At 70.3% G+C, this 259-nt stretch carries 1 protein-coding gene; it reads left to right on the forward strand.

All coding sequences use genetic code 11. The features are described 5' to 3' along the window. Positions 1-259, forward strand: a 259-nt coding sequence (locus RMT89_RS43970) for a hypothetical protein (protein WP_315889358.1), incomplete at both ends; no start/stop codon positions are given.

A 259-nucleotide genomic window follows, 5' to 3' on the forward strand; every position in this document is an offset into this window, starting at 1 on the left:
GACCGTTTACGCCGAGCATCGCACCGGCTGCGGCATGTGCGAGAAAAGCTGCGTCCTGCCGGAAGCGGCGATCAAGGTGCTGCCGGTCCGGCTGGCGCGTGGCACTTCGGCGGAACATTACCGCAAGGGCTGGGAGGAACGCGAACGCAAGGGCGCGCCGGTGGTCGATGGGCTGATCGACATTCCCGACGCCCGCCTGCCCGAAGGCGCGCCGGAGCTGCCCTCGCTTGTGCCGACGCCGGGGTCAACGCCGGGACCG

The sequence above is a fragment of the Streptomyces sp. P17 genome (assembly GCF_032436805.1).
Lineage (GTDB): Bacteria > Actinomycetota > Actinomycetes > Streptomycetales > Streptomycetaceae > Streptomyces.